This is a genomic window from Paenibacillus apii (assembly GCF_011043685.1).
GTDB lineage: Bacteria > Bacillota > Bacilli > Paenibacillales > Paenibacillaceae > Paenibacillus_AQ > Paenibacillus_AQ sabinae.
In genome coordinates this window covers 786,753-810,713 of the sequence record NZ_JAAKGU010000001.1, presented here as the reverse complement: position 1 = coordinate 810,713, position 23,961 = coordinate 786,753, and the positions used below count along the sequence as shown (strand labels likewise).

Annotated in this window: 18 protein-coding genes and 2 pseudogenes; 17 read left to right on the top strand and 3 right to left on the bottom strand. The window is 52.6% G+C overall.

The features are described from left to right. Window positions 1-81 precede the first annotated feature (81 nt). The 8 genes from G5B47_RS04095 (at window position 82) to sigF (ending at window position 7,022) form a co-directional block, all read left to right on the top strand. Window positions 82-909, top strand: a complete 828-nt coding sequence (locus G5B47_RS04095) for a purine-nucleoside phosphorylase (protein WP_165094617.1) — start codon at window positions 82-84, stop codon at window positions 907-909. Window positions 910-1,007: 98 nt separating this feature from the next. Further along, window positions 1,008-1,886, top strand: a complete 879-nt coding sequence (locus tag G5B47_RS04090) for a purine-nucleoside phosphorylase (protein ID WP_165094614.1) — start codon at window positions 1,008-1,010, stop codon at window positions 1,884-1,886. 1 nt (window position 1,887) lies between these two features. Then, window positions 1,888-3,219, top strand: coding sequence for a pyrimidine-nucleoside phosphorylase (locus G5B47_RS04085; RefSeq protein ID WP_165094612.1), 1,332 nt, complete (start codon window positions 1,888-1,890; stop codon window positions 3,217-3,219). 50 nt (window positions 3,220-3,269) lie between these two features. Next, window positions 3,270-3,782, top strand: coding sequence for a flavin reductase family protein (locus tag G5B47_RS04080; RefSeq protein WP_165094610.1), 513 nt, complete (start codon window positions 3,270-3,272; stop codon window positions 3,780-3,782). A gap of 258 nt (window positions 3,783-4,040) precedes the next feature. Then, window positions 4,041-5,234, top strand: coding sequence for a D-alanyl-D-alanine carboxypeptidase family protein (locus G5B47_RS04075; RefSeq protein WP_165094608.1), 1,194 nt, complete (start codon window positions 4,041-4,043; stop codon window positions 5,232-5,234). Between the two features lie 215 nt (window positions 5,235-5,449). After that, the gene (spoIIAA, locus tag G5B47_RS04070; protein WP_165094606.1) at window positions 5,450-5,803 is read left to right on the top strand and encodes an anti-sigma F factor antagonist; all 354 of its coding nucleotides are present in this window, start codon (window positions 5,450-5,452) and stop codon (window positions 5,801-5,803) included. Then, window positions 5,800-6,255, top strand: coding sequence for an anti-sigma F factor (spoIIAB, locus tag G5B47_RS04065; RefSeq protein ID WP_165094604.1), 456 nt, complete (start codon window positions 5,800-5,802; stop codon window positions 6,253-6,255). The genes spoIIAA and spoIIAB overlap by 4 nt, the downstream gene beginning before the upstream one ends. Before the next feature lie 11 nt (window positions 6,256-6,266). Then, window positions 6,267-7,022, top strand: coding sequence for an RNA polymerase sporulation sigma factor SigF (gene sigF / locus G5B47_RS04060; RefSeq protein ID WP_165094602.1), 756 nt, complete (start codon window positions 6,267-6,269; stop codon window positions 7,020-7,022). A 367-nt stretch (window positions 7,023-7,389) separates the two neighbouring features. Here the strand turns inward: sigF and G5B47_RS04055 are convergent, their stop codons facing one another. The 3 genes from G5B47_RS04055 to G5B47_RS04045 form a co-directional block, all read right to left on the bottom strand. Then, window positions 7,390-8,112 (bottom strand): VOC family protein, encoded by a 723-nt coding sequence (locus G5B47_RS04055; RefSeq protein WP_165094599.1) that lies wholly within the window; start codon window positions 8,110-8,112, stop codon window positions 7,390-7,392. A gap of 42 nt (window positions 8,113-8,154) precedes the next feature. After that, complete coding sequence (locus tag G5B47_RS04050) at window positions 8,155-9,705, bottom strand: RNA polymerase sigma factor (protein WP_165094597.1); 1,551 nt, start codon at window positions 9,703-9,705, stop codon at window positions 8,155-8,157. 89 nt (window positions 9,706-9,794) lie between these two features. Then, a complete protein-coding gene (locus G5B47_RS04045; RefSeq protein ID WP_165094595.1) occupies window positions 9,795-10,370 on the bottom strand; it encodes a dihydrofolate reductase family protein in 576 nt (191 codons plus the stop codon). Window positions 10,371-10,606: 236 nt separating this feature from the next. Here G5B47_RS04045 and G5B47_RS04040 point away from each other — a divergent pair, with 236 nt between their 5' ends. From G5B47_RS04040 to G5B47_RS04000, 9 genes and pseudogenes are all read left to right on the top strand, one after another. Next, window positions 10,607-10,816, top strand: a complete 210-nt coding sequence (locus G5B47_RS04040) for a hypothetical protein (RefSeq protein WP_165093124.1) — start codon at window positions 10,607-10,609, stop codon at window positions 10,814-10,816. A 1-nt stretch (window position 10,817) separates the two neighbouring features. Continuing rightward, window positions 10,818-11,245 (top strand): annotated as a pseudogene (locus G5B47_RS04035) (GNAT family N-acetyltransferase). A gap of 260 nt (window positions 11,246-11,505) precedes the next feature. Beyond that, entirely contained in the window at window positions 11,506-12,096 is a 591-nt protein-coding gene (locus tag G5B47_RS04030) for a chloramphenicol phosphotransferase CPT family protein (protein WP_165094592.1), read from the top strand. A gap of 213 nt (window positions 12,097-12,309) precedes the next feature. Then, window positions 12,310-13,580 (top strand): annotated as a pseudogene (locus tag G5B47_RS04025) (IS110 family RNA-guided transposase). 596 nt (window positions 13,581-14,176) lie between these two features. Further along, window positions 14,177-14,569 carry a hypothetical protein gene (locus G5B47_RS04020; protein WP_165094590.1) on the top strand — a complete coding sequence of 131 codons (393 nt, stop codon included), beginning with the start codon at window positions 14,177-14,179 and terminating at the stop codon, window positions 14,567-14,569. 40 nt (window positions 14,570-14,609) lie between these two features. Beyond that, window positions 14,610-15,137, top strand: a complete 528-nt coding sequence (locus G5B47_RS04015) for a hypothetical protein (RefSeq protein ID WP_165094588.1) — start codon at window positions 14,610-14,612, stop codon at window positions 15,135-15,137. Between the two features lie 195 nt (window positions 15,138-15,332). Continuing rightward, a complete protein-coding gene (locus G5B47_RS04010; protein WP_165094586.1) occupies window positions 15,333-15,836 on the top strand; it encodes a ferritin in 504 nt (167 codons plus the stop codon). A 175-nt stretch (window positions 15,837-16,011) separates the two neighbouring features. Beyond that, window positions 16,012-17,049 carry an NAD(P)/FAD-dependent oxidoreductase gene (locus G5B47_RS04005; RefSeq protein ID WP_165094584.1) on the top strand — a complete coding sequence of 346 codons (1,038 nt, stop codon included), beginning with the start codon at window positions 16,012-16,014 and terminating at the stop codon, window positions 17,047-17,049. 247 nt (window positions 17,050-17,296) lie between these two features. After that, window positions 17,297-23,872, top strand: a complete 6,576-nt coding sequence (locus G5B47_RS04000) for an S-layer homology domain-containing protein (RefSeq protein ID WP_165094582.1) — start codon at window positions 17,297-17,299, stop codon at window positions 23,870-23,872. The last annotated feature ends 89 nt before the right edge of the window (window positions 23,873-23,961 follow it).

Sequence of the window (23,961 nt, the reverse complement as noted above, 5' to 3'; positions counted from 1 at the left end):
ATCTGCCTGACGGCGGCATGGAAGGGCTTTTTTCGCGTTTCGTATCATCCCATTATAAGTTTACTTTAAGGAGGAGCATACATGACAAACACAACCAGCCTCGGCGCGATTCAGCAAGCGGCAGAATATATCCGGAGCAAAGGCGCGGAAGCGCCGGAAATCGGGCTGATTCTCGGCTCGGGTCTCGGCATTCTGGCCGACCTGATTCAGGACGGCAAAAGCATTCCTTATCAGGATATCCCCCATTTTCCGGTGTCCACTGTGGAAGGACATGAAGGGGAGCTGCTGATCGGTACAATCGAAGGCCGCAAGGTCGTGATGATGAAAGGCCGCTTTCACATGTACGAGGGCTATGGACCGGAGACGACAGCGTTCCCTGTCCGCGTCATGAAAGAGCTTGGGGTAACGAGCCTGCTCGTCACCAACGCCGCCGGTGGCGTCAATACGGATTTCTCGGCGGGCGATTTGATGCTCCTTACCGACCATCTCAATCTGACGGGCCGCAATCCGCTGATGGGACCAAATGATCCCGCGCTTGGCGTACGTTTCCCTGACATGTCCGAGCCGTACAGCCGCAGACTGATCGCGGCTGCGCGCCAAACCGCGAAGGCGCAGAACTTTACCTTCAAGGAAGGCGTCTACGCGGGTCTGCTCGGCCCATGCTACGAGACGCCCGCCGAGATCGTCATGCTGCGCCGCCTGGGAGCCGATGCGGTCGGCATGTCCACCGTATCCGAGACGATCGTCGCCCGCCATGCAGGCATCGAGGTGCTCGGCATCTCCTGTATTACCAACATGGCCGCGGGGATTCTGGATCAGCCCTTGTCCCATGACGAGGTCATGGAGACGGCGGAGCGTGTCCGCGAGCGCTTCTTGAGCCTTGTGCTTGCCCTTATTCCGAAAATGTAAAACATCCCCCGCAAAGTGAAGCTTAATCCATGAAGCTTATTCAGGTACTTTGCGGGGACTCCGGCACATTAACTTTGACAATTGAGGAGGAATCCACAATGACACCATCCGCTAACATTGTATCCGAAGCCGCCAATTACGGCGCGCAGGTGAAGGAAGCCGCCGCCTATATCGAGTCCAAGCTGGGCTCTTATAAACCGGTTATCGGGCTGATTCTCGGCTCCGGTCTCGGCGATCTCGGCGACCAGATTGAGGATGCCGTATATTTGCCTTACGAGGAGATTCCCCATTTTCCCCGCTCGACGGTGGAAGGCCATGCCGGACGGTTCGTTATCGGCAAGCTGGAAGGCAAGGACGTCATTATTATGCAGGGCCGCTTTCACTACTATGAAGGCTACCCGATGCGTAAAGTCGTGCTGCCCGTATACGTTCTCGCTAAGCTCGGCATTGGCACCCTTGTCATCACGAATGCGGGTGGCGGCATGAACCGGGCGTTCAAGGCCGGCGACCTGATGCTGATTACCGATCACCTGAACATGACAGGAGACAACCCGCTGATCGGCCCGAATGATCCGGAGCTCGGCGTTCGCTTCCCAGACATGTCCAAGGCTTACGATCCGGAATATATCGCGCTCGCCAAGAAGCTGGCGCCGGAAATCAAGGGTACTGACGGAGAAAGTCTGACGCTCCAGGAAGGGGTATATGCGGGCATCAGCGGCCCGACCTACGAGACGCCTTCCGAGCTGAAGATGCTCGCGTACCTTGGCGGCGACGCCGTCGGCATGTCCACCGTTCCAGAAGTCATTGCCGCAAGCCACAGCAGGCTGAGAGTGCTCGGCATCACCTGTATCACCGACATGGCGATCGGCGACGAGCTGGAGCCGCTGACGCATGAGCAGGTGGTCAAGGTGGCGAATCTGACCAAGCCGAAGTTTATCGGACTTGTCCGGGCTTTCGTGCGCGAGGCGCAGCTGTAAGATGAGAGCGGTCGACATTATCCAGAAGAAAAGGGACGGCGGCGAGCTGACAAGAGAAGAAATTTCTTTCCTCATTCAAGGCTACACCCGGGGAGAGATTCCGGATTACCAAATGTCCGCCTGGGCGATGGCGGTCTATTTCCGGGGAATGAACGCCCGCGAGACCGGCGACCTGACCCTGGAAATGGCCAAGTCCGGCGATCAGGTCGATCTCAGCCCGATCGCAGGCATCAAGGTGGACAAGCATTCCACCGGCGGAGTGGGCGACAAGACGACGGTCGTTCTCGCTCCGCTGGTGGCATCGGCTGGCGTGCCGGTCGCCAAAATGTCCGGGCGCGGCCTCGGGCACACCGGCGGCACGCTGGACAAGCTGGAGTCCATCTCCGGATTCTCCGTTGAGATGGAGCGTGAGCGCTTCTTCGCTCAGGTCGGCGAGATCGGCGCGGCGGTCATCGGCCAGTCCGGCAACATTACGCCCGCCGACAAGAAGCTGTACGCCCTGCGCGACGTAACGGCGACCGTGAATTCGATTCCGCTCATCGCAAGCTCCGTCATGAGCAAGAAGATCGCCGCCGGCGCGGACGCCATCGTGCTGGACGTCAAGACCGGCAGCGGCGCGTTCATGAAGACGCTGGACGACTCCATCGCGCTCGCGCAGGCGATGGTCGATATCGGTACACAGCTTGGCCGCCGCACGGTCGCGGTCATCAGCGACATGGACCAGCCGCTCGGCTACGGCATCGGCAATGCGCTCGAAGTCAAAGAAGGCATCGAAACGCTTCGCGGGCACGGGCCAAGCGATCTCACGGAAGTGTGCCTGATTCTCGGCAGCCAGATGCTTGTTCTCGGCGGGAAGGCGAAGGATACGGAGGAGGCCCGCGCCATCCTGAAGCAGCATATCGCGGACGGCAGCGCGTTCGAGAAGCTGAAGGTGATCGCAGCGGCCCAAGGCGGGGATGTCGCCCAGATTGAAACGCCTTCGAAACTGCCCTCTGCCCGGAGACAGGCAGAGGTTAAAGCGCAGTCGGACGGATATATCGAAGCGATTCAGGCCGAAGAAATCGGCATCGCCGCCATGCTGCTCGGCGCGGGCCGTGAGACAAAGGAATCCGTCATCGACCTGGCCGTCGGCATCGTGCTGTCGAAGAAGGTCGGCGACGCCGTCTCCGCAGGAGAGACGCTGGCCGTCCTTCATATCAATGACGCTTCTGAGAGCAAAGTGAAGGAAGCCGAGGCCAAAGTGCTGGAGGCCTACCGCATTTCGGCTCAGCCGGTAATACCGCCGCCGCTCGTCTATGCTATCGTCACGAAGGATGGCGTAACCCGGTATTAATGGGTTATACTGGGTGATGGATGTTATTTTTTCGTGGTGGAGGAGAAGGAATGAGCCAAGGGTTTAAATTGTTGGAGCCGCAGGAACTGACGGATAATGTGTTCAAGCTGGTCGGGGAAGACTGGATGCTGATCACGGCGGGAGACGCGCAGCGTTATAACACGATGACAGCAAGCTGGGGCGGACTGGGCGTTCTCTGGCACAAACAAATCGCTTTTTGCGTGGTAAGGCCAACCCGCTACACCTATGAATTTATGGAGTCCTCGGATACGTTCTCGCTGTCGTTCTTTACGGAGGATTACCGGAGCGCGCTAGAGATTTGCGGAAGCGCCTCGGGAAGAGACACGGATAAAGCAGCGGCTGCGGATATCACGCCGGTGGAAGATACGCCGGGAATCGTGTATTTCAAGGAAGCCAGACTCGTGCTGGAATGCCGCAAGCTGTATTATCAGGATCTCGACCCGGAGAAGTTTCTGGACGAAAGCATTCATCAGATGTATCCCAAAAAAGATTATCACCGCATGTATGTCGGTGAAATTACGCAGGTCCGGATCAAGGAGTAATTTCGGTTGACGGATGATCCTTATCCGGTATTCTGTTCATCTTGCTTCACGAGGTTACCGGGAAATGCCGCGATCAAAACCCTCTTTTCGCCATATATTCGGCAGCAGTCAGGAGCAGCCGCAGGATACGCTATTACGCGTATTCTGCGGCTGTTTTTTTGTCTGTCTAGCAAAATCAGGAATAATTCCGCCCTTTTCTGACGAAACTGGAACACAGTACCTGCGATATGAAGGTAAACGTTCAGGAGGGGAACTTTGATGACAAAATTTCGCTTTTGCATACTGGCGCTGTGCATCGTCTTCGGCGCATTAAGCCCGATCACCGTGTTCGCCGAGGAAAAAGGGCAGAAGCCCGGCAGCTCAGCGGGAGCTGTCGATCTCGCGCCGCAGGCACGCTCGGCCATTCTGATGGACGCCGGTACCGGCACTGTCATTTACCAGAAGAACAGCCACGACAAGCTGCCTCCGGCAAGCATCACGAAAATCATGACAATGCTGCTTACCGTCGAAGCGCTGGATGACGGCCGGCTGAAGCTGACCGATAAGGTCCGGACAAGCGAATACGCCGCCTCGATGGGAGGCTCGCAGATTTTTCTGGAGCCTGGCGAAGAAATGACGGTTGACGAAATGCTGAAGGGCATCGCGATGGCTTCAGGCAACGATGCATCTGTAGCGATGGCAGAGAAGATCGCCGGTTCGGAGAGCGCTTTTGTCGACATGATGAACAAACGGGCGGAGGAGCTTGGCATGAAGGATACGCATTTTGCCAACTGCAACGGGCTTCCTGCCGAGAACCACTATTCGTCCGCGCATGACATTGCGGTCATGAGCCGCGAGCTGCTGAAGCACCGCCAGATTATCAAATATACCGGCTCCTATCAGGACTACCTTCGCAAGGACACGGAGAAGCCGTTCTGGCTCGTGAATACGAACAAGCTGGTGCGCTTCTATACCGGTGCGGACGGCCTGAAGACCGGCTACACGTCGGAGGCCAAATTCTGCCTGTCGGCCACGGCGTCAAGAGACGGGCTGCGGGCGGTTGCTGTCGTCCTGGGAGAACCCAATACGAAGACGCGCAACAGCGAGGTCTCGGGGATGTTCGATTTCCTGTTCTCGCAGTATAAGGTCCATACGATCCACAAGGCCGGGGATACGCTGGGCACCCTGACGATCGAGAAGGGGGTCAAGGCCGAGCTGCCGATCAAGGCGGAAGAGGACTATACCCTTTTGCTGAAAAAAGGAATCACCCAGGAAGGCGTTCGCCATGAAGCCGTTATTCTGGACAAAGTCAAAGCCCCGGTGTCCAAAGGACAGACGATCGGCAAGCTGGTGGTCTACCAGGGCAATGCCACCCTGAAGCAGTATGAGCTGAAGGCGCCCGAGGATATCGCGAAGGCCGGCTGGTGGAAGCTGTTCAAGCGGACGACGGGTTCCATGTTCTCACGGAACTGACGAAAGGCGCTGCAGAGCCTTAAGCTTTTGGAAAGGGCCGGAAGCTTATGCGGTTTTTGGCGGGTGGCCCCGATCCTTTTGTAGAACGATGAGAGTTTTCTTCTAGTTTTGTCGCGAGGCAGGATTCGCTCTCCACCGCGTAGAAAACGTTGTCCTTGAAGACGTTGTCATCAGCCAAGCCGTTTCAAAGCAACGAAGAGGAGAGTGGCGATAATATGAATTCTAGTGTGAAAATGGAGCATCACCGGGGTGTACTCATCGTTCGTCTGACGGGAGAGCTCGATCATCATGCGGCCGATTATGTAAGAATGGATTTGGATGAAGCGATTCTGCGGAGACAGGTGGAGCATCTCGTCTTGAGCCTGAAGGATCTCCAGTTTATGGACAGCTCAGGTCTGGGCGTTATTCTGGGACGGTACAAGCTGATTCATGGGAAAGGTGGAAAAATGGTCATCTGCGCCGCCAACCCGCCGGTCAAGCGGCTCCTGGAAATGTCGGGTCTGCTGAAAATCATGCCGCTGTACGAGAATGAGAGGGCAGCGCTTTCGAATCTGGAGGTTGCGTTATGACACAGGAACAAGCGAAAAATTTCATGAGCGTCCAGTTTGCGGCGCTGTCGGAAAATGAATCGTTCGCCCGCGTCGTCGTAGCGGCTTTCGTCTCGCGGCTTGACCCGACCCTCGATGAGCTGAATGATCTGAAGACGGTTGTGTCGGAAGCGGTCACCAACTGCATAATTCACGGCTATGACAGCGACCCGTCGGGCATTGTCTATATCTCCGCCAAGATCGAAGGGGAAACGGTGCATCTCATGATCGAGGACAAAGGCAAGGGCATCGAAGATCTGGAGCTGGCCCAGCAGCCGCTCTACACCTCCAAGCCTGAGCTGGAGCGTTCGGGCATGGGATTTACCATTATGGAGAATTTCATGGACGAATTTGATGTGACCTCCGAGCCGGGCCGCGGAACCTCGATCCGGATGAAGAAGACGATCGTCTCAAAAAAAGCTTTATATAATTAGGGGATGGAGCCATGGATGCAGAGTCAAAAAAAGCTCCGCCGACCTATTTGGACGATGCGGAGGTCAAACGGCTGATCGCGCTCAGCCAGGCCGGCGACACAACCGCCCGCGACACGCTGGTAGGCTGCAATATCCGGCTCGTCTGGTCGGTGGTGCAGCGGTTTATGAACCGGGGATATGAGCCTGACGATCTGTTCCAGATCGGCTGTATCGGTCTGCTGAAGTCCGTGGACAAGTTCGATCTGAGCTATGACGTCAAGTTCTCCACCTATGCCGTGCCGATGATTATCGGCGAGATCCAGCGTTTCCTGCGAGACGACGGCACCCTGAAGGTCAGCCGCTCCCTCAAGGAAATGGCCAACAAGGTGCGCAAAATGAAGGACGAGATGTCCAAAACGCTCGACCGTCTGCCGACCATCGGCGAGGTGGCGGACGCGCTCGGCGTCACGCCCGAGGAAATTGTCTTCGCCCAGGAAGCGAACAAGCCGCCGACCTCGATCCACGAGACCGTGTTCGAGAACGACGGCGACCCGATTACCCTGATCGACCAGATCGCCGACGAATCCCAGGAGAAATGGTTCGATAAGCTCGCGCTGAACGAAGCCATCGGCTCCCTGACCGAGCGCGAGCGGCTGATCGTCTACCTGCGCTATTACCGCGACCAGACCCAGTCCGAGGTCGCGAGCCGTCTCGGTATCTCGCAGGTCCAGGTGTCTCGGCTGGAGAAGAAGATTTTGCAGAACATCAAGGAGCAGATTGCGCAGTGAAGCCCGAGCTCACTAGTTGATACGCATGACCTATCGTGACTGCATAGCAATAACAACCCGTAAAAGGAACCCAATGGCTGCCTTTTACGGGTTTTGTTTTTTCTGCCGCCATCCTTCTTTCAGCCACATGGAGAGCTCGGGAGACCATAAGCGAGTGTTGGTTGGGCCGCTGTACACAGCAAGTTCGTCTTTGATGAAAGAACTGATAAAAGAAAATAAAATGTTAGACTGAAAATGATCAAGACCTTGGTTGAGAAAAGTTTATTTTCCGGACTGAGAAAAAAGCATTAATCGAGGGTCGATCGTTACGCTCACTGGCAGGTTAGTAATTTCTGCGAACAACTTCCCGCAGGTGCCGGCAATTCCGTCACACATCGGTCTGGCACACGATAAACTCGTTGCCGTCGGGATCGCCGAATACGAAGCAGCGGACGCTCATCCGGGTTTCCATGCCGCGGGCGACGGTCGCTCCCTTGGCTTGCACATGAGCCAGAGCCGCATCCAGGTCAGAGGTCTCGATAATGCCGACAGGCTTACCGGATTCGCAAAACCGCTTGTCGTTGAAGAGCAGGTGCGCGCCCTTCTCCAGCCGGATGCAGCAGAGCTCGGGGAATCTGGAGTCCGGCTCGGCGGTTCGCGCGACCAATGTTTCGTACCATTCCACGGTTTCATTCAACGTATCGGTATGGATCAGCACATGACCGATCTTCGACAGAAGCGCATGCGCCGGCTTCGATTTGGCCGTTTCCGGCAGCCGGTGCGCCTGGCAAATCAGATTCGAATTGACGGTAAAGACGGAGATATACTCGTCGCTGAACACGTCGGTCAATGTGTCGTACCGCTGACCGGCGCAGAAATCGTAAGCGGAGGCGATATCCTTCGTATCGAACATGATGGTGGACGGAGACCCCCAGGCATTGCTGTCGAGGATGACCTCCGTACCGTCGAAGTCGAAGATGTATATGCCGTCTTCATGTTCTCTCGGGATAATATGCCGTTCGAGCAAATTGGCGTACCATTCGGTTGCCAGCTTTAGATCGCGAACCGGCACGAACACGGACGGCACGCGAGGCGATATCGGGTGAGACATGTTAAACTTCCTCCTTCAATTGGGATATTTGGATTTTTGTCATCATGATCCGGCGATGACGGCTTCAATTCGCGCGATGCCTTCTTCTTCCGCATCCCATGCCGCCTGCAGCCCCTCCTGGATATCCCGCCACCGATTCGCGGGGCTGCCGCCGTAGCCGAACGGGAACCGCGGGTAGAGCCGCACGAACCACTTGCTCACTTGCTTGTAGCAATCGGCCGCCGCCAGAAGCTGAGTCCTGCGATCTGCACCACGGGATCTATCCGCCAGCAGTTCCAGGAAAGCTGCGGCTTGCTGGCGCGCCTCGGCCAGAATGGCGACCTGGTAAGCATGTCCGCTCAGATCGAGCGTGTTGCGCCGAGCCCCTTCCAGCCAGACGCGATAACCGTCCAGACCGAAGACGTAGCCCTTGAGCGGCGGCTCCTTGCCCCGGGCATGATCGACGATCGCGCGAAGCACCGTATCCTCCGATGAAGGCGGCGACACCCTTCTTCGCAATCCGAAGACGAAGACCGGCCGTTCGTCGGTTTGGCGTCCTAACTGGTCATAACGATAAACCCGCGTTTCCCCGTTGTATCCCTTGTACCGGATCTCCTGCGAACGATCGTCGTACCCGTGGGCAAAGCCCATTTCGTTCCGCTCCATATTCCAAATAACGGCCGGAATCCCCCGATCGACCGATCCGTGGACGACCGACAGCATTCGGACCTGGATGTCAGGCGTCACCGTCGTCTGCTGCGGTCTACCGACACAAACTCCGCTGAAGCCGAGCCGTTCGACGGTCCGGTAAGCCGCATAGCTCCAGTCGAACGTCAGTATGCCCTGCCAATCGCAATTTTCCGGCATATTGATGCGGAAAGCCTCCGCCGAAATTCCCATCAGTTCCGTATACGTGAAATTCGTAATATCGGCCGTGCCCAGCGCTTCGCCGATCATGGCCGAGATAAAGGCATAAGGCCTCGAATAGGTCGGCGCCGGCAACAAACAACAGTTCGGGTGACCGTGCGTTTCTCGTTCCAGCAAATAGGCGGCAATCTCTTCCCGGAACCGCTCGTCGTTCACTTTGAGCCGGGCTCTGGAGAGGATGTTGTAGATATTGCTTTTCTTCATATTGTAGCGGTCCGCCAGTTGTTCCGGCGTAGCTTCTTCACTGGCGGCGGCGTCCAGAACGTCCCGCGCCTGCTTGGACAGCTTGGCAAGCGAGCGACGAACCAGCTCGGCGCTGGCCTCCTGCTCTTGCCACTCACGGATCTCGTCGGACCGGCCGCGATTCGCGGGTCCCGACTCGGGCATCTCCTCGATGACGATCGTGCGCCGGCTGTCCCCTCCGCGGATCGAATTGATCGCCATCCGGCGGATCATTAGACGGAACCAGGCGGCGAATTTATGATCGTCCTTCAACTGGTGCAGCTTGTCTTTCATGCGGATGAACGCTTCCTGCACGATATCGTCGGCCGAGTAGGGATCGCGGACGACACTTTGCGCCCAGGACATCGCCGCTGCGCGGTACCGATTGAAAATCGTCTCATATGCCGCATGGTCGCCTTGTCGAATACGCGATAACAAGTCCTTCAAATCGAATGGGTGATCCACGATGCCTCCTTGTGACGGTGAGACTTGCTGCAGTCCCACCCAATCAGAATAACCAGTTATTCGACAAATCGCGCGGCGTTCCTGCCGGATTATTTCTGCACCTGATAGTGGAGGCAGACGACGCCGGATTTCGTCGTTTTGCTGTCGAGCAGTTTAAGGCGGAGCTTGTCGTCGATCCCCTTGAATAACGGCTTACCGCGGCCGACCACGACAGGCGACACCGTAATCTGATATTCGTCGATCAAGCCGAGCTGCATAAGACTGTGCCCTAACCCGGGGCTGCCGAGGATCATGATGTCCTTGCCGGGCTGTTGTTTCAGTTTCATGATTTCTTCCGCCGCATTGTCTTTCACCAATCCGGAGTTGACCCAGTCTATGTTGTCCAAAGTGGAGGAGAACACGATTTTGGTCGTGCGATCCAACCACTTTGAATGTTCGACTTCGTGCGGCTTGGCCGACGGATTCGAAGGTACGGTCGGCCAATAGTCCTTCATGATATGATACGTCCCGCGTCCCCACAAAATTGTGTCTACCGTAGTCAGAAGGTTCTCAGCGTGTTTCGCCAAGTCGTCGTCATAGGAAATCCATTCGATGTCCATCGTTCCGTTCGGTCCTTCGACGATGCCGTCCAGCGATGCGTGCAGGAAGAGTACAACTTTTCTCATTGTTCATTTCTCCTTTGATGTGGTTTTTTCCTAATCGTAGGAACCCGCTAGGGAAGCCTTCGATAGGGATTCAACCTATAGACACAGGGGGACTTCATTTTCTATCACAGGCGTCTAAAATTTTTTTAAATTCCATTGGGTGGGTAGGATTGCCTCGGAGCGGATGCTGGAGATTGCCGACTGATAGGACACCGCGACAACATTTTTTTATCGGAAGGTAAGAAAGGAGATTATGTATGGACAAGCGTCAACCGCAGGCGGGGAGAACGGCCGAAGAATTGCAGGACGTCACGCTGCTTGGAAATAAGGGGAACCGGTACGTGTTCGAATACGCCCCCGAAGTGCTGGAGGCATTCGCCAACAAGCATCCGGATCTGAAAATCCTAGTGTCCGCGGTTCAATACCGTTCCGAGCCATCAAGCCAAAACTCAGGAAGTGGGAGCTAACATGGTTGATAAACCGGATATTTCTTTTGGTAATAAAGAAGAAAGTGAATACATTCGTAGAAGGCTGATTGAATTTAACGCAGGGTTTGTTCCTGAGAATTTAAGTTCTCAGTATGAAGAGATTAATCTAACCATCAAAGATGGCGATGGTCAGGTTATTGGAGGAATGTTAGCTACTCTCTGTTGGAATTGGGTAGAGGTTGAAATTCTTTGGATAGAAAAATCTCTTCGAGGGATGGGTTACGGTACCCGCCTGTTAAAACTTATTGAGAAAATCGCTAAGGAAAAAAGCTTTACGTTTATTAAGCTAAATACTTTCAGTTTTCAAGCTCCTGAGTTTTATTTAAGAATGGCTACAACCAAGTTGCAGTATTTGAAGAAGCTCCATTCGGGAGTAAGCATTATTACTTTAAGAAAACTATTGTTTGATGAAAACGATAGTTAAACTTAGAGGGTTCCACATATTAGTCATGTACAATATGTAGAGCCCTTTATTTTATCTGGCTTTTTTAATTTAGGTCTTGATAAATAATGAAAATAAAGTGTTAGACTGTCATGACTTCATTAAGCTAACGGGCAGGATAGTTTAATAGTTTCTCGAATGTTTTATCAGTTGGATAATTTAATAAACTTTATGAATATAATGTTGTCTGAATGATACGCAAATCTTATATGTGAGGGTGATTCGTGTGAAGCAAGGACTAATTGTGTTCTTGAACGGAACTTCAAGTTCCGGAAAGACTAGTATTTCTATGGAACTGAAAAATCAGAAAGAGATTCCTTTTCATCATTTATCCATAGATGCTTTTTTTGGTAATTACAATGATTTTATTGATAATAATTTTCCGGATATTGAACCTACAAGAGAAGTAGATGATGTCGGAAAAATCCTTTTTGATCCCATAATCTCAGTGTATTATGCAACAATTAAGTTGTTTTCAGAAATGGGTTTAAATGTAATCGTCGATACCGTAATCGACAATGACAAGCGGTTTAATGATTACCTTGATCTATTGTTCGATCATCCAACATTGTTTGTAGGCGTATTATGCTCGAAAGAAGAACTCACAAGAAGAGAGCAAATCAGAGGAGATCGACAGATTGGACTAGCGAATTCCCAATACGACCAAATATATTCCTTTAATGAATATGACCTTAAAGTAAATACTGAAGAGTTGAGTCCAACAGAATGTGCCGAAAAAATACTAGGCTTTATTAAATCCGATCAGGATTACTCTGCATTTAAGAAATTAATGAAAAGAGAGATTAGTGTTTCATAGGAGGGAATCCATCAGATAACTACATATTCAAGCATTGGAGCTATTGCCCCTCGGTCTACCCGACGGATTTCGGAATTAAGCTAACGGGGAACGATAGCATTCCTGTAGAGCGTTAATACACAGCTTTGCAAAAAAACAAGCGCCTCGGTACGATGGGAATACGCAACGGGTCATAGCCCTTAAAATCCCATCATCCAGGAGGACGCTCTACTTATGAAGTTTAAAGCGCAGGACAAACAAATCAACTCATTGAAAAAATAACCGCTCAGCATCTAGTCGTTGGGATCGACATTGCGCAACTAATACACGTCGCTCGTGCGGTAAACTTTCGTGGGATCGTAATTGGCAATCCGCTATTTTTCTCAAATGACGAAGAAGGTTTTCAGATCCTTGTTCGCTGGATTCAATCATTGCAAGCAGCTCATAACCTCAACTCCGTTATTATCGGCATGGAACCGACGGGGCATTACTGGCTAAACGTCTCCAGATGGCTATCCGAGAAACAATTCGAAGTTGTTCTTGTTAATCCTCATCTCGTGAAAAAGAATAAGGAAAACCGCGACAATACACCATCGAAGAGCGACAAAAAGGATGCTCTCGTTATCGCAGACATGGTTAAGAACGGCTACTACTCGTTCATTCGCAACACGCCTGAAGCATTTGAAGAGCTTCGTGTCTTACTCTCAAACCGAGACTCTATTGTTACGAGACTCGTTAGTGCGAAGAACCAAATTCATCGTTGGGTTGACGTTGTGTTCCCTGAGCTACGACAAGTATTTAAGAACCTGATGTGCAGAGGCTCACTAGCAACACTACGTCTTTTCCCGACACCTGAAGAACTGAGAAAGTTAACGCCCCAGGACGTGATAAGGGGCTGGAAATCCATTATGCAACGACAACCAGGAGACAAGAAGGGCCAGACCCTTATTGCGCTTGCTAGTCATTCTGTTGGCTCTAAGCAGGCAACGCATGCGTACAAGCTCCATTTAATACAGCTTCTCGCTGAATACGACCTTGCTTGTGAGCAGCTGCAAGTCGTAGAGACAGAGATTATTGCAGTGTTAGACCGCATACCATTTGCTAAATCTATGCTTGCCGTAAAAGGGATTAGTGCGATCTCACTCGCTGGTATTCTTGGTGAAGCTGGGGATTTAAGCGGCTTTGCTCATGGTAATGCATTGCTTCGGCACGCTGGGCTCAACCTAGCAGAAGCAAGCTCAGGCAAATGGACGGGACAGATGAAGATTAGTAAACGTGGACGATCTCGCCTTCGCCGGTTCATTTTCATGATGACCATGAGTATGGTTGGGAACAACCCAGAGTTCAAAGCGTTACATGCGTACAATGTACAGGTTAAAAAGATGAAGAAAATGAGGTCTCTGATGAAACTGTGTGGTAAATTAGCACGAGTACTCGTTGGAATGGCTCGGAGCAACGAAGAGTACAATCCTCATAAAACGAAGCCAATTCTATTGGCAGCTTAAGCTTCATATAACCGTTTCGTCGTACGAATTTTGGCTTATTCGCAGGATTTCAAAAGAAAGCACGGAGTACCGGATGTATTGAACCAAAGGGCACCGACCCGTAACGATAGCAAGACCGGCCTCCACCCCTTGGACAGGCGTAACGAAGGAATGAGAGGGCAAAGACCCGTTGAGACATGGGAGTGAAAACCTCCAGGGGCGGCGTGGAGAAATGTGTGCAGTAAATGGAATTATATGGGGTTCGCAACCTCCCCCTCTATTTCCTCACGCCTTCAAGTTGTCCTGGTCTTCAATTAGGTTGCTCTAGCAATCATTCCGTTAATCTAACAAGGGTGAAATCCTGCGAATAAGTGAGCATTCGTAAGAAAACTGAATCGTACTGAGGGAGTTCAATGAAACAGCGACAGTCTAGGACTTTATTTTCTTTGTACACTTGCCGATTTCGGCTACATACTGCAGAAAGTAGAGAACACGAGATAATAAAGTTAGGGATAATTTATTTAATGAGATTGCCAGCACATACTCAAATGAGTTATAAAATTATTTTGGAGACTGAATGATCAGTCTCCATCTTTCTTCAGTAAGAGAGGTAGTTTATGAAAAGAATTAGCATCCTTTCAATTTCACTGATAATTTTGTTGATTTTAATATTTGTATTAGTCAGACCAAAGCAAGAGATCGTTAGCGTTAGCCTTGTTTCCGAAACAAAGGAAATCACTTACACTGACACTGAAAGTATTCAAATATTTGAAGATGCTATAAGAACTGTAAAAAAAGTACGCGGGGCTGTTGATGTGGGTCCACCAACTTATCGAATGACTGTTACTTACGCGGATTCTGAGGTTGTCGAATACAGCCTTTATATGGATTATAAAACTAAAAATGGCTTCCTGATTAAAGATAGCAATAGCGAAAAGATGCTGGATTTAAAAGATCAGAATTCAGAAGAGTTAGCTGATCTGTTAAGTAAAGTAAAGAGAGAATATTAAAGAAATGAGGTTGTTTCTAACATTAGGAAGGGGAGTAATTTTGAGGAAGTATATTAGCGCAGTACTCCTTATTTTATTGTTTGTGTCTCTTTTTGTTAATGTTTCTATGCTGTATAAAGATTACAAGTCGACTCCAGGTAAAGGGGAAGTCAAAGGTTCATATGAGTTGTTTATGGTAGACGTCCGTGCTGTACAAACAGGCCTTAATACTTATTTAGGTGAAACGGATCAAAAGAAGAAACAACTGGCTCTGTACGACGTGTTAAGTTTTACTTACAAGATGGATTCTGAATTAAAACTACTAGATTTAAAGTCTAAACAAATATATAACAGAGGTTTAACCCCTCTTCCAAGTTATACTGCGGATTTTGTGACCACTTCTTCACGATTATTTACTAGTTATTTAGTGGAAGGTAAGGATTTACCCGATGTTGCAAAAAAATTAAAGTCCTACATTGATGTTTTAATTAAGATACTGGATGGTACATCCATGCAAGACAAGAAATCTTCCAAGGAAGTTTTCGAAAAAATAGATAATTACTCTAAAAAACACAGTCCAATGTATTAGTTCGATTTTCGAAATGTGGTACTCGCGATTAGTGCAAGAATAAACAGCCCGATCATCGGGCGTAGGAAACAAACAAGTTCCGGATCTGTGGTTTTTCCTCCGATTCGACAAGTTTTTCGCTCTGATGTCAGGCATTCAAAACAGACTTCATGGTATGATGTAGGGGAAAATATAAACAGGATGGAGTGTGGTTACATGCAAGAGGAACTGGCAAAGGCGTTAAACGATCAAATGAATTTCGAGTTTTATTCGGCGCATGTATACATGGCGATGGCGGCGTATTGTTCGGGCGAGAGTCTGGACGGATTCGCGAACTTTTTTCTGATTCAGGCGGAAGAGGAACGTTTCCATGCCATGAAGATCTACAAATTCCTGAACGACCGGGATCACCGGGCTACGCTGGCGGCACTGCCGGAGCCGAAAAATGAGTATGCTTCAGTTCTGGAAGCTTTTGAGGCGAGTTACGCTCATGAGCAGAAGAACACCAGCAAATTCTATCATCTGGCCGATTTGGCGCTCGATGCACGTGAGCATGCCACAATTTATTTTCTGAAATGGTTCATTGACGAGCAGGTCGAGGAAGAGGCGTTGTTCAGCAGCATTATCCAAAAGCTGAAGCGGATCGAGAACGACAGCAACGCATTCTTTATGCTGGATGCGGAATTTGCAGCCCGCACGTTTACGCCCCCTGCTGAGTAAGCAGGAGGCATTAGCTTCCTAAGAGAGGTACATACAGCAGGGAATCAAGTCCGGGCGGGGTCGTCCGGGCTTTTTCTGTTGCCAAAGGTAGCGGGATCGGATACAATTCAAATGATAATGATTATCAATCGCGAGAATAAAATGTCGACTTAAACGTCCGATCTGGAGGAGAGCAATGAGCAATCAACAGGAATTATTTGATGTGACGATTATCGGTGGAGGCCCTGCCGGAATGTATACGGCTTTTTACAGCGGTTTGCGGGATTTGAAGACCAAGCTGATTGACGTCAATCCGGAGCTGGGTGGAAAAATGCTGTTTTACCCGGAAAAAATCATTTGGGACGTAGGCGGAGTCACGCCAATTCAGTGTCGTCAGTTAATCGACCGGCTGAAGCTTCAGGCGCTTACTTTTGACCCGGCGATTGTCCTGGGTGAGCAGGTGGTCTCGATGGACCGCCAGGAAGACGGAACCTATATGCTGACTACGGCCGCGGGAAATAAACATTGGACCCGTACCGTCATTCTGGCGATCGGCTACGGTATTCGCAAACTGGCCAAGCTGGAGATCGAAGGGGCGGACCGGTATGAAATATCGAATCTGCATTATACCGTTCAGGAATTGGAGCCGTTCCGAAGCAAAAATGTGCTGATATCCGGCGGCGGCGACTCCGCTGTGGATTGGGCGAACGCGCTGGAGCCCGTTGCGGCACAGGTTACCGTGGTGCACCGGCGGGAGGAGTTTGGCGGACATGAGAAAAATATTGCGCTGATGAAGGCGTCCTCCGTTCGTGTGTGTACGCCTTTCACGGTAAGCCAACTGCACAGCAGCGGCGGCAAACGAATAGAAGAAGTTACCATCTGTCATACGGAAACCGGGAACACGGAGCGTTTGGTGGTGGATGCCGTTATCGTTAATCATGGAATGAGATCCGATTTCGGGCCGGTGAGAGATTGGGGGCTCGATATGGGAGAGCGGAACGTCAATGTCAGCGAGAAGCTGGAGACAAATCTGCCCGGCGTGTTCGCGGCCGGAGATTTCGTGAATTACGGCAGTAAGGTAAGGCTGATAGCCGGCACCTTTACGGACGCGGTATTGGCCCTGAACAGCGCCAAGCTGTATCTGGACCCCGAGGCACCGAAGACCGCTTATGTCTCAACGCATAACGAACGCTTCAAGGAGAAGAACAAGGCGCTGGGCCTGCTTAAATCCTAAAATAAATCTCCAGAGAAACCCAAATAAAGCGTTTACATCATTTTGCCGATATGCTATGATCGAATAGGCATTGGGATGCAAACGTTCGTTAAAGCGATCTGCTGTTGGATTTGGAAAACGACTCAAAGCGATGGGAAATGAACTTGAGTTTGATGATCTGAAGAGAGCAGCAGTTTTTTTATGGGCTTTGTGCAAACGTTAGCACAGTGTTTGAAGTCTATTATTTTGCGGAGGTGGTATGAGCTTTATGTCAACGTCGTATGGAAAAAAACGCTGGCGCTGGCTGTCTGTTGTAACCGCTATCATTATGGTTCTCCAATTAGTATCGGGGCTGGTTCCGGCCGCGGCAAATGCCGATACGGAGACGCTGGCTGCTGATCCTTTGACCGATCAGCCGGGCGGGTCGACCAAATGGATCGTTGTCGGCATCAAGGATTGGAACAACAGCAACGAAGAGATGCAGATGAAGCATCTGGCAGGGGGCTTTTATGTGTATTCGATCGTGCTCCCGGCCGGTCATTACGAGTTCAAGCTGGTCAGATCGGGTACCTGGACCGGATTTGACAATGCGGGGAACAACTTTGCCTTTGATTTGAGCGCTTCCGCCAAAGTCAATTTCTACATAAACGAGGAACTGAACGAGGCGCGGATCAACCTGCCGAACGTGCAGGGTATTCAACAGTACACACCGGTCCTGCCTGAGGCGAAATGGCCAAGACTGGTCGGCGATTTGCAGTCTGTCTTCGGGGAAGCGGAATGGTCGCCGGGAGGAAGCCGGCAGTTTTTCGTCGATTACAACTTCGATAATACGGTCTACAAAATCCAGCGGACCCTGCCCGTGGGGAACTATCAGGCGAAGGTCATTTTCGGTACCGACTGGAACAGCGATGAAAATTACGGAGACAACGGCCAGAACCTGGCGATCAATGTGCTTGATCCAGCCAACGTAACTTTTTCCATCGATTACAGCTCCGGCAGCAAAAATCTCACCCATGATTACGTCTCGAAGAACTCCAGCTTCGACGGCAAAATCGATAAAGGCTCCGTTTCTTTCGACAGCCGCTCGATCACTTACAAGAAGCCTTTTGGAGCGATCAAATCGGGACAGGAGGATGTAACGCTGCGCATTGCCGCCCTGAAGGGCGACGTGCAGCTCGCCAAAGTCGAACTGACGAACCCGGATTCGCTGTCCAAGGATTTCACGATGAACCGGGTGACTTCGGTAGGGAACAAGGATTATTTTGAAGTGACGATTCCGGGAAGCCAGTTCTCCAAAATCGGCATCTGGGGCTATAAATTCATACTGGTGGACGGAACGGCAAAAGTCGAGTACGGTGACGACACTTCCAGAGGCGGAAGCGGCAGCGTCAGCGACGAAGGCGCGGTGCCGTACGACCTGACGGTATACGATCCGGATTACAAGACGCCGGACTGGATGAAGAATGCGGTCGTTTATCAGATTTTTCCGGACCGTTTCTTTGACGGGGACAAGAGCAATAACCGCGCCAAGACGGAGGACGGATACCGCGGCACGAATTCCGGTCAATATGCGACGGATAAGGGCGGACAGAAGCTGCAGTATTTTGACGGCGGGGTAACCAATGATCCGACCCCGGATCAGGTATGGGGAACCTGGGGCGATGTTCCCGAGAACCCGGACCGCACAACTGCCGAGAATCAGCCGTACTATCCGGGCGCCAAGACGGACGGAGCATGGACGAACGAATTTTACGGCGGTGATATCCAGGGCATTCAGGATAAGCTCGGCTATCTGAAATCGCTGGGCATCAACACCTTGTACTTGAATCCGGTAGCCTGGGCGGCCTCCAACCATAAATACGACGCCACCGATTACGGGCATCTTGATCCGATGTTCGGCAAGCCGGTATACCGTACCCCCGGCGATCCGTCCTCGGGACTCGATTACACCGCTACGCGGGCGGAATCCGACCGGGTATACCAGGCTTTTGCCAAGGCTGCCCGCGAGCAGGGCATGCATATCATTAACGACGGCGTGTTTAACCATGTTGGTGACGATTCGATTTATTTTGACCGGTATAGTAAATACCCCGAGATTGGCGCTTACGAGTACTGGGCCAAAGTCTACGACAAAATGAACTTAGGCAACTTGTCCCAAGCAGATGCCGAAGAGGCGGTGCGCACGGAGTTCACAAGCAAGATCAATCCGCTGACAGGGACGCACTATAAGTATCCGGACGATTTTACGTATACAACATGGTTCACAATCACCAATGAAAAGGTCAAGAATCGCGACGACGACAACAAGCATTACAAGTACGACGCCTGGTGGGGATATGACTCGCTGCCGGCGATGGATGCGAAAGATCCGCAGACGGCGGCAACGGAGTTTTTCCCGGCGGATGCGCAAGCAATTGATGGACAGAATGAATGGAACAACATCGGCTACCGGGAGGAGGTAATTGGGCATGATCTTGGCGGGCTGAGTGAAGCGGGTGCTCAGAAGGCGATGGAATCCGCCAACTCGCAGAGATGGATGTGGATGGGCTCGAGCGGCTGGCGGCTGGACGTGGCTCCCGACGTATCCAGCGGAACGTGGAAGAAATTCCGCGAAGCGGTCAAATCCGTGGAAGGAAAAACCGACGCCAACGGAAATCCGATCGAGAACCCGGTAATTCTGGGCGAAGAATGGGGCGTGGCGACACGCTACCTGCTGGGCGACCAGTTCGACTCGGTGATGAACTACCGTTTCCGCGGCGCGGTTCAGAGCTATATGATTTCCGGTGACGCGAATACGCTGAACCAGTCGCTGGAATCGATCCGCGAGGATTATCCGAAGGAAGCCTGGCAGGCGATGCTGAATCTAGTCGATTCGCATGACACGACCCGCTCGATCACCAAATATGATCATCCCGACTATGAGGAAGAGCATTTAGTCATTGCTGATGACGCTTCGGACCGAGCGCTTAAGCTGCAGGCCTTGACGGCGATTCTGCAAATGGGGTATCCCGGCGCTCCGACCATTTACTACGGGGATGAAGTCGGCGTGACGGGTACGAAAGACCCCGATTCCAGACGGACTTTTCCGTGGGAGAGAATTATTGCGGGCGGCGGTGAATACAGTGCGACGGGCAAATATGCGGAGCTGTTCCAGACATATCAGTCTGCGGCTAAAGTCCGGAACGACAATGAGGTCTTCCGTACCGGCGATCTGAAGGTGGCATACGCCAGCGGAGATGTTATTGTCTACGCCCGCAAAAACGACACCAAAGGCGGACTGGTCGCTATCAACCGGGGCACCGAAGCCCAAACGGTGAACGCTGATGTGACCGGATTTCTTCCGGACGGCTTGACACTGGCAGACCAGCTTGGCAGTGACGCTACCGGTACGGTGACCGGCGGCAAGATCAGCCTGACGATCCCGGCGCTCTCCGGCATTATGATGCTGTCGACGGGCGAGCTGTCGGTTGTGCCCCAGGTAACGGGACTCCACGCCACTGGCGGAGACGGCAGTGTAGCTCTGTCCTGGAGCGCCGTAGACGGAGCCGACGGTTATGTAATCTACCGGGCCGCGATTGAGGGCGGCGATTTGCAGAAGGTGGGCGAGAGCGATACGCCAAGCTTCACCGACAGCAGCGTAACGAACGGAAGCAAGTACTATTACACGGTGACGGCCATAGCGGGTGCCAACGAGAGCGATCCGTGCGACATGGCTTCGGCGACGCCTGCTTTTGTCATCGATTCAGTGACGATCGTGCAAAAAGCAGAGGATATGACGGCCGGTGTCGGCAGTGCCACCTATGAAATCCAGGCGGAAATCCGCATTCCCGGATTGACGGATGTGCCTTCGAGTGTGTATCAAGAGCCGGAGGGTGTGATCGCCAAGCTGATCTATTATCCGAGCGCGGGCTCGCCGGATCAGGCACTGGAGACAAAGCTCCGGTACAAAACGGACAATGAGCCAAGCGGCTCCAAGATTTATTGGGCGGCTTTTGAGCCGATATTCGCGGGCAGCTATACGTATTTGGCCCAAGTATCCACCGATAACGGAGAAAGCTTCGTATCCTCCGCACCGGAGACGGTGAACGTTTCTTCCGATCCTGCCGATACGGAGCCGCCTTCATCGCCGGCTCTGGCGGATATCCCGGTTGAATCCAATATGACGCATTTAACCTGGACCCTTGACGCGGCGGATGCTGCGGGCATCGAAATATACCGGAAGGGAGACGGGCCAGATTACAAGCTGATCGCCTCTCTGGATAAGACGGTACGGGAGTATAAGGATTACACGGTCAGCAACGATACGGCTTACACGTACAAAGTTGCAGCCTATGATGCCGCCTACAACCGCTCTTACTCCGAGGAGCAGGCCGTCACGCCGAAGCTGGTTATGGTGGATGTCACGCTTCGCCTGCATCTGCCGGATTACACGCCGAGCACAGACACCATTAATATCGCGGGCGACTTCAACGGCTGGAATGCCGCTTCGACTCCGCTGAAGGTGCCGAGCGGCGCGACCAACAGAAGTGTGGTCGAATACAATTTCAAGATGATGGCTGGCAAGTCCATCCAGTATAAATATACCCGCGGCAGCTGGGAGACTGAAGCGTTCACCAGCCATACGCGTTCTGCAAATGACACGACGGATATGGGCAACTGGGCTTACAGCTCTACCGACACCAATATGAGGCTGACGATCGCCAATCAGGGCGGCAGCAAGCAGGTCGTCGACGACTATGTGCTGCGCTGGGTCGATATGCCGATGATCGTCACGCTGCCCCGAACCTCATATGGCACGGACATTGAGTATGCAACCGAAGACAGTGCCATGAATTTGAAGGCGTTCGTGCCTTACGGCGTAGCCTTTACGATTAACGGGCAGCCGATCCCGGAAGGCGCGATGGATGCTCATGGCAACGTTCTGCTGAGCGGAATCCCGCTTACGCCGGGTGTGAACAAGTTCGTGCTTCATATTGAGCCGACAGCCGAAACGCTGGCCCTGCCTTGGTATACGGATAAGGGACGCGCCGGTCAAGCTACCAAAACATTGACGATTACCGTCACAAGAACCGGAACCGATAACGGCAGTGGGGGCGAGCCGGTGAAGCCGACACTGACCGGATTATCTGCTGCAGCTCCGGCTTCCAGCCTGACCGTGGGCGACACATGGAGCACATCCGTTCAGGCGCTGTACAGCGACAACAGCAAAGCGGATGTCACGCCGCAAGCGTCGTTTGAGTCTTCGCAGCCGGAGATCGCCAGTGTCAGCGCCCAGGGCGTTGTTAAAGCGTTGGCGGAAGGCAGCGCGGCAATTACCGTCCGCTACGGCGGACTGTCGAAGTCGTTTACGGTGCAGGTCGTCAAGAAACCGGACGGTCCGGACAACAACAAGCCCGCGCAGTTAATTGCCAGCGCACCCGCTTCAAGCCTGAAGGCAGGCGATACATGGAGTACCGTTGTTCAAGCGGTATACAGCGATGGCCGCAAGGTTGACGTCACTTCGCTGTCCGTGTTCGAGTCGAGCCGACCGGAGATTGCAAGCGTAGAAACTGGTGGTCTGGTTAAAGCTATTTCGCCGGGTACAGCTGCAATTACCGTCCGTTATGACGGACTTATTACGAGCTTTGATATCCAGGTTGTACCGCAGAGCACCTCGGACGGAACCGGGGGCAACGGTGGAACTGGCGGAACCGGCAGCGGAAGCGGTGGCGCGGGAACCGGTCAAACCCCGCCAGCCGGAACCCAGACGGTAACAGCTGATCAACTGAAGCCGGATAGCAGCGGCGCCGCCTCGATTACGCTGGACCGTAATGCTCAGCAGCTTGTTCTGCCCGTTCAATCCGGGTCGGCCGGAGGTGTGGACCGCATTGAAATCAAGGGAGAACAAGTGTCACTGACGATTCCGGCCGCGGTGCTGCAATCCCTGGCCTCTCTTCTGCCGGCCGAGCAGCTGAATGGGGCGCATCTTGCGCTGAACGTCGGCAAGCTGGACCAGGCCGCCAAGGAAGTAGCGATCAAGCAGCTTTCGCTGCCAACCGGGACCTCAATAGGCTTGGCGAGCGAGGTGTACGACTTCTCCCTTCAGGCGGTAACGAAGGATGGAAAGGCCATCAGCCTCTCCGAGTTTCCGAAACCGGTAGAGCTTGTCTTCCACACGGACGCAAAAGCCGATCCACAGCTTACCGGTGTATACTACCTTAATAACGTTGGTATCGCGGAGTATATTGGAGGAGAGTGGGATGGCGGCCTTCTCAAGGCGAAGGTGACTCACTTCAGCCGTTATGCAGCGATGGAGTATGTGAAGACTTACAGCGATGTTCCTGCCGGACATTGGGCGAACCGGGCCGTTACCGTGCTGAGTGCGAAGCATATCGTGAATGGAGTAAACGGCAGCGTATTTGCCCCGAACCAGCCGGTTACGCGCGCGGAGTTCGCAGCAATGCTCGTTCGTTCGTTGGGTCTGACCGCTAAGGGTAAGGCTCCGTTCAAGGATGTGACTGGAAAGGAATGGTACACTGATTCCATCGCAGCCGCTTACGAGAGCGGAATCGTCAAGGGCGCAAGCGCGGGAGCCTTCAACCCGCAGCAGCGAATAACGCGCGAAGAGATGGCGTCCATGATCATCCGGGCCTACCAGGTGAAGACGGGTCAAGCGGCGGACAGTTCGGCAAAAGCTTCGTTCACCGACGCTTCCGGCATCAGCGGATGGGCGAAGAACGATGTGTCCGCAGCCGTTTCACTCAGCCTCTTAAAAGGCAAGGATGGCAGCCGGTTCATGCCGAAAGCCAATACGACCCGCGCGGAGTCCGCGCAGGCGCTGTATAATCTGGTCTCGAAATATTAAAGCACAGCCAACAAGAAGACACAGCTATCCTAGCCCCAAGCATCCGCTTGGGGCTATTCCATTTGCCGGAGAAGGGCAAGGGGGTTAAG